This window comes from Amycolatopsis sp. cmx-4-83 (assembly GCF_046548815.1).
Lineage (GTDB): Bacteria > Actinomycetota > Actinomycetes > Mycobacteriales > Pseudonocardiaceae > Amycolatopsis > Amycolatopsis pretoriensis_A.
The window spans coordinates 438772-444958 of the sequence record NZ_JAEBEF010000009.1 but is presented as its reverse complement, the minus strand read 5'-3'; the positions used below and the strand labels follow the sequence as shown (position 1 = coordinate 444958).

Here is a 6187-nt window from a genome sequence, read left to right as displayed (position 1 = left end):
AGGAATCGGGACCGCTCAGCGGTCGAGTTGCGCGGAAAGGGCGTCGATCGTCGGGTACTCCCAGAGCAGCGCCGACGGCACGGTCAGGCCGTGCTCGTCGTGCAGGGCCCCGACGAGCTCGGTGACCGCGACGGAATCGAGCCCGTACCGCGGGAACGGCGTGTCCCCGGCGACTTCGGAAGCGGCGATGCCGAGCTTCGCGGCCACCCAGCGGACCAGCCAGTCGCGCAGCCCGTTCTCGGCCGGGTGGTCCGGGGCGGCGGCCGCGGCAGTTTCGGCGTAGTCCTCGCGCAGGTACGGGTCCAGCTCGTCGTCCAGCCCGGCCGGTGTCTGCTCCACGACACCGATCGCGGCCTCGTACCCCTCGACCGCGGCGGAGACCGCGTCCGCGCCGGCGCACGCCGGAACGCCCAGCGCCTTCGCGACGGCGTCGTCGAACTTCCGCCGCGCCCACGGTTCCGAGTGGTCGTCCGCCGCGTGCCGCCGGACCGCCGTCAGCAGGATCGCCGTCGCCGCGACCTCGCCGAGCAGGTCGTGGGCGCGGCGCACGCGGTCGGCCGCGGGGAGGACGGCGAAGGTCCGCTCGCAGTGGCCGAGCACCCGTGCCACCAGGTCGGCGTCGACGAGGCCGGCACCGCCGCCCGCCGCCACGAGCGAACCGAGGTGCATCCGCAGGCTCTCGGTCGGCCCCTCGAAGATCCGGAGCACCCGGGCGTCCCGCAGCAGCCGCGGCAGCACGTTCGTCTCGACGTAGCCGCGGCCGCCGGTGGCCTGCACGGCGCCGTCCACGACCTCCCACAGCAGCTCCGGGGCGAGCACCTTCACCGCGAGGAACGCCGTGTCCGGGGGCCGGCACCCCCCGTCCAGCTCTTCGGCGATGTCGTGGACCAAGGCTTGCACGGCGGTCACCGCCGCGATCGAGTCCGTCATCCTGGCGAGCGTGACCGGGTTGTCCAGCAGCCTCCCGGTGCCGACTTCGCGGCGCCGGGCGTAGCGGTGCTGCAGCTGCAGGGCACGGCGCATCGCCCCGAGGCAGAGCGCGCCGATCATCAGGCGAGTGCGCATCATGGTCTCGTTCGCGACGGTTTCCCCGTCACCGAGGCGTTCGGTGGCGGGGACTTCGTCGAAGCGCAGCGCGTTCTGCACCATCGCGCGCAGGCCCATGGTCGGCGCTTCCTTGCCGATGCGCAGCCCGGGCGCGTCCACCGGCACCACGAAGGCCGCCAGGCCCCGCGGCCGGTCTTCGGCATCGCGCGACTGGGCGAAAGTGACGAGCACGTCCGCCCAGGAAGCGTTTCCGCTCCACGACTTGTCCCCGGTGATCGTCCAGTGCCCCGGCGCGCCTTCGCGAGCCGTGGCCCGGATGGCCTGCATCGCCGAGCCCGCGCCCGGCTCCGTCACGGCGAACGCCGCGAGCGAGCGGCCCGACGCGAGCTCGGGCAGCAGCGCGGCCTTCAGCTCCGCGCTGCCGTACCGCGCGATCGGGTACACGCCCAGCGCGTTGTTGTCGCAGACGAAGGTGGCCAGCGTCAGGTCGATCGCGGCGAGCTGCTCGAGCACCCGCAGCGTCGCGCCGGTGTCCAGGCCGAGCCCGCCGTACGCCGACGGGATCTGCATGCCGAGCAAACCCTTGCGCCCCAGCGCGAGGACGATGTGCGGTGGGATGGTGCGGCGCTCGTCCATCAGCCGCGAGTCGACCCGCCGGGCCCCGAACTCGCGCAGCCACGCCAGCAGGCCCTCGACCCGGGCCGGTTCCCGGGAGCCGGTGGCGAGCTTCAACCGGCCCTGCTCGTACCCGAGGCGGCACGCGGTGCGCTGGATCTTGCCGCTGGTGGTCCGGGGCAGGGAGTTGCGCCGGACGGGCACCACCCGGTGCACCGCCAGCTCGTGCTCCCGCCAGACCGCCGACTCGATCCCGGCGGCCAGCTCGTCCGCACCCGCCGACGCGAGCAAAGCTTCGTCGACCTCGACGACCACCACGAGCTTCTCCGCGCCGGCGTGGTCGACGCCGATCGCGCACGCCGACGACACCCGGAGGCCGGGGTGGCTCTCCTCGGCGGTGTACTCGATGTCCTGCGGGTAGTGGTTCTCGCCGTTGAAGATCAGCAGGTCCTTGTGCCTGCCGGTGACGTACAGCTCGCCGTCGTGCAGGAAACCGAGGTCTCCGGTGCGCAGGTAGCGCTGCGGGCCCTCGCCGCGGATGGTGGCGTGGAACGTCGCCTCGGTCTGCTCGGGCCGGTTCCAGTACCCCTTGGTGACCGAGGAACCCCGGATCCAGATCTCCCCGACCCGGCCTTCGGGCCGGGCCTCGCCGCTGTCGGGGGCGACGATCCGCACGACCGTGTCGCCCTGGGTGCGTCCGCTGGTGACAGCCGGCAACCCGCCCTCGGCCTCACCGACCGGCACGGCCCGGCCTTCCTGCAGGGCCTTCGCCGACAGCCACAGGATGCCGGCCATCCGCCCGGGCGTGCTGCCGGCGACCTTGAGGGTGGCTTCGGCCAGGCCGTAGCCGGTGCCCAGCGCGTTCGGGTCCAGACCGGTCTCGGCGAAGGTGCGCGCGAACCTCGCGAGGGTCGCCGACCGGACCGGCTCGGCGCCACTGAGCGCCAGCTTCCAGCCGGACAGGTCGAGCGTGCGGCGTTCCTCGGCGGAAATGTGGCTGACGCAGCGTTCGTAGGCGAAGTTCGGGGCGATGGCGTGCGTCGCCCGGAACCGGGAAATGGCTCGCAGCCACCGCACGGGTTTGCGGACGAACGCCTCCGGCGAAAGCAGGTACGCCGGCATCCCGGTGAACACCGGGAAAACCAAGCCGAACAGCAGGCCCATGTCGTGGAACATCGGCAGCCAGGAAACGACCGCGCCGTCTTCGACACGGGTCCACAATTCGTCCATCTCGGCGGCCTGGTGCCAAAGATTGGCGTGCGTGACCATCACGCCTTTGGGGTCCCCCGTCGAGCCCGAGGTGTATTGCAGCAGTGCGACGTCGTCCGGGTCGATCTCGCGGTAGTGCCAGTCGGCCGCCGGTTCCGTCCATTCGTCGGTGACCAGCCAATCGAGGTCTTCGGTCGCCGCTTCACCCAGTCCTTCGGCGACGCGTTCACGAGTCGACATGTCGGTGAGGACGGTGGTGGTCATGGCGTCCCGCGCGATGTGGGTGGTGCGGCGCAGCGCGCCGGTACGCACCGGGACCGGCGTCGGCACGGCGATGACACCGGCGTAGACGCAAGCCAGGAAGGCGATCTGGAACTCCTCGCCGCCGTCGTAGGCGAGAAGCACCGTCCGCCCGCGCAGACCACGCTCCACCAGGGCTGCCGCACGTGCCCGGGCCGCCGCGTCGAGACCGGCGTAGTCGATGGCGGGCAACGGTTCTTCACCGTTGACGAGGAACGTGAAAGCCGGCGCCCGCGGCGCCGAGCGCACCCGGGCCAGCAAAAGCGATTGGATGTCACGTTTCCGGACATCGACGCGCGAAAACCCCGACACGAAAATCCCCCTCATTCGCGTTTCATGATCAACAGCAAACGTAGCAAGGCCTTTGCCGGCCCCACAGGACCCAACCGGGTGATCATTTATCGGAAGCGCATGCCCCCTTTCCTTCCGCCACGGGGATTTCGACACTCGCGCGGAACCCCCGCCCGAGCAGGTGGTTCCGCAGAAATTCCCGGACTTCGGGTGACTCCAAGGTGCCCTGCTCGGGCGTGAAGCGACGGACTCGCGCCCGATCCGGGTCGGCCAGGAGGTTTTCCAGTGCGGGCAAGCGCTTTCCGGCTATCACGGTCACCTCACCGGCCGGCGCCGCGGGCTCGGCCGCGGCCGCCGCGGCGAGGAAGCGCAGCCAGGCCCGGTAGCGGCCGAACAGTTCGTCGACCATCTCGAAAGCCTGGTCATCGGCGCCGTGCACGGCGGCCAGTTCGTCGCGCACCGCCGCGAACGCGATCTCGACGTCGTCGGCGGGCGGGGCGCCGAGTGACGCGCAGACGGCCGTGACGTCCCGGCGGACGGCTTCGGGCGTGACGGCGTCGGCGTCGATCAGCACGAGATCGGCGCCGGACAGCTCGGCGATGTGGGCGCCGAGCGCGGCGCACGAACAGTACGCGAGCACGGTGCCGGGTTTCCCGGCCGCCAGTTCCGCGGCTTGCCGCCGCACCGTCAGCGGTCCGGCGACGTGGCGGCCGATCGGATCGAGCCGGTTCAGCGGGAACTCGGTCGCGAGGAAGCCGAAGTCCGCGGTTTCCCGCACCGCGCGGAACTCCAGGGCGAGCACGGTCACCGGCCCACCCGCCGCCACAATTCGCCCGGCGAGCCACACACGTCCGGCAGACCGTAGGCGGCCCGGTAGAGCCGCGTCACGACCGGTTCGCTGGTGCCCGCCGCACCGAAGATCTGGACGAGTTCGTGCGCACAACCGACCGCCGCGGTCACGCAGACGGCGGTCGCCACGTACACCCGGTCCGCCGGCGGCTTTCCGCGATCGCGCGACCACGCCGTCCGCCAGAGGCCCACCCGGGCGCAGGCCAGCTCGACCGCCGCGTTCGCCAGGCGGTGGGCCACTCCCTGGTGCTCGATCAGCGGTCGTCCCGCGACCGTCCGGTCTCCCGCCCGGCGCTGTGCCAGCTCCAGGCACTTCCGGCCCACGCCGACGGCGTACGCCGCACCGCGGAGGAGGTCCTCCCGTGGGAGGTCGAACCCGGCGACGAGCGCGCCCAGTTCCTCGAACGCCAGGCACCACTCGAAAGCACCCGCCGGGCGCGCGCCGGCCGCCTCGACGGTTTCGCTCGCCGGTCGCCCGCCCGGCGACTCGCGCAGTGCGGTCACCAGGTCGCGCTGCGCCGGATCCAGGTCGAGGTTCACCGCAAGGCACCCCCGATCGGGTACTCGTTCGCGATCAGGTCCAGCTGGAGTTCCTGCGCTCCACCGGAGATCGTGAACTCCGGCGCCTCCGCGACCGCGGCGGCGACCCCGCCGGACCCGGCGCCCAGCTCCAGTCCCGCCCACCGGGCCACCGACTGCGCGGCCCGGCCGCAGACCAGCTTGGCGTACGCGACGGCGAATTCGTCCATCGCGAACCGCGTGGCGCTGTTGACCGCGTGGTAGGCGACGGCTCGGGCGTTGCCCACCTCGAACCGCAGCCGGGCGAGGTCGGCCGCCATCGCCCGCCGGCGGATCTCCGGCAAGCCGCGCACCTCGCGCTCGGCCGCGGCGAGCCACCGGGTGGCGCAGCTCAGGTAGTCGAAGCCGGCGCGTTCGAAGCCGATCGCGCGTGGCAGCAGCCGCCAGCCCAGGTGCGGCCGCCCGAGCAGGGCGTCCGGGCCGACACCGACGTCGTCGAAGGTCACCGTGTGGTACGGCTCCCCCGCAGCACGGGGCACCGGGGTGATCGTCACGCCGGGCGCCGCGGGATCCACGAGGAACAAGCTGATCCCGTCGTAGGGACTCGCACCCTCACGGGTGCGTGCGGACACCAGTGCCAGCCGCGACCACGGGGTGAACAGGCTCCACGTCTTGCCACCGCGGATCCGCCAGCCGTCACCGTCGGGAGTGGCTGCCGTCGTGATGGCGGCGAGATCGGTGCCCGCGTCCGGTTCCGACAGGAGCAGGCTCGCGTACAGCCGTCCCGAAGCGATCTTCGGCAGCCACCGCGCACGTTGTCCGCCGGTGCCGCTTTCGAGGATCGAGCACCCCACGGCCTGCACCGTGACCAGGTGCGCGACGTCGGGCAGCGCCAGTGCCCCGATCCGCTCGCACACCGCCGCGTGGTCGGCGAGCCGCAGCCCCCGGCCGCCGTACCCCTCCGGGAAGTGCACGGCGAGCAGCCGCTCGTCACCCAGCCTCGCCATGACTTCCCGCGGCTCGCCGCCGGCCGCCGCCACCCGGTCGACGGCGGCGGCCAGTCCCGCCTGCCGCTCGTCCAGCTCATCGCGCACGAGGGTCCTCCTCGGGCCGGATCGCCGCGGCGAAATCGGCCAGCACCGGGTTCTCCAGCAGGAGCGAAACCCGCAGCCGTTGCCCGGTCGCGCGCGCGAGCCGGCCGACCAGGTGCATGGCGAGCAGGCTGTCGCCGCCCGCGGAGAAGAAGTCGTCCTCGAGCGAAAGGTCCTCGGACTCCAGCAGCTCGGACGCCGTCCGCAAGGTCAGCGCCGTCAAGTCGTGTCCGGGCATCACGGTCCTCCCCACAGTCCTCGGTGCA

At 72.4% G+C, this 6187-nt stretch carries 5 protein-coding genes; all 5 read right to left on the bottom strand.

Translation table 11 applies throughout. From position 1 onward, the window contains the following. Positions 1-15: 15 nt before the first annotated feature. Positions 16-3420, bottom strand: coding sequence for an AMP-binding protein (locus ACLJQM_RS28990; RefSeq protein ID WP_410633496.1), 3405 nt, complete (start codon positions 3418-3420; stop codon positions 16-18). 145 nt (positions 3421-3565) lie between these two features. After that, positions 3566-4270, bottom strand: a complete 705-nt coding sequence (locus tag ACLJQM_RS28985; RefSeq protein ID WP_410633495.1) for a hypothetical protein — start codon at positions 4268-4270, stop codon at positions 3566-3568. Then, positions 4267-4851, bottom strand: coding sequence for an acyl-CoA dehydrogenase family protein (locus ACLJQM_RS28980; protein WP_410633494.1), 585 nt, complete (start codon positions 4849-4851; stop codon positions 4267-4269). Before ACLJQM_RS28980 ends, ACLJQM_RS28985 begins: the two co-directional genes overlap by 4 nt. Then, on the bottom strand, positions 4848-5924 hold the full coding sequence (locus ACLJQM_RS28975) for an acyl-CoA dehydrogenase family protein (protein ID WP_410633493.1): 1077 nt from the start codon (positions 5922-5924) through the stop codon (positions 4848-4850). The genes ACLJQM_RS28980 and ACLJQM_RS28975 overlap by 4 nt, the downstream gene beginning before the upstream one ends. After that, a complete protein-coding gene (locus tag ACLJQM_RS28970; RefSeq protein WP_360781361.1) occupies positions 5914-6159 on the bottom strand; it encodes a phosphopantetheine-binding protein in 246 nt (81 codons plus the stop codon). The genes ACLJQM_RS28975 and ACLJQM_RS28970 overlap by 11 nt, the downstream gene beginning before the upstream one ends. Positions 6160-6187: the final 28 nt, after the last annotated feature.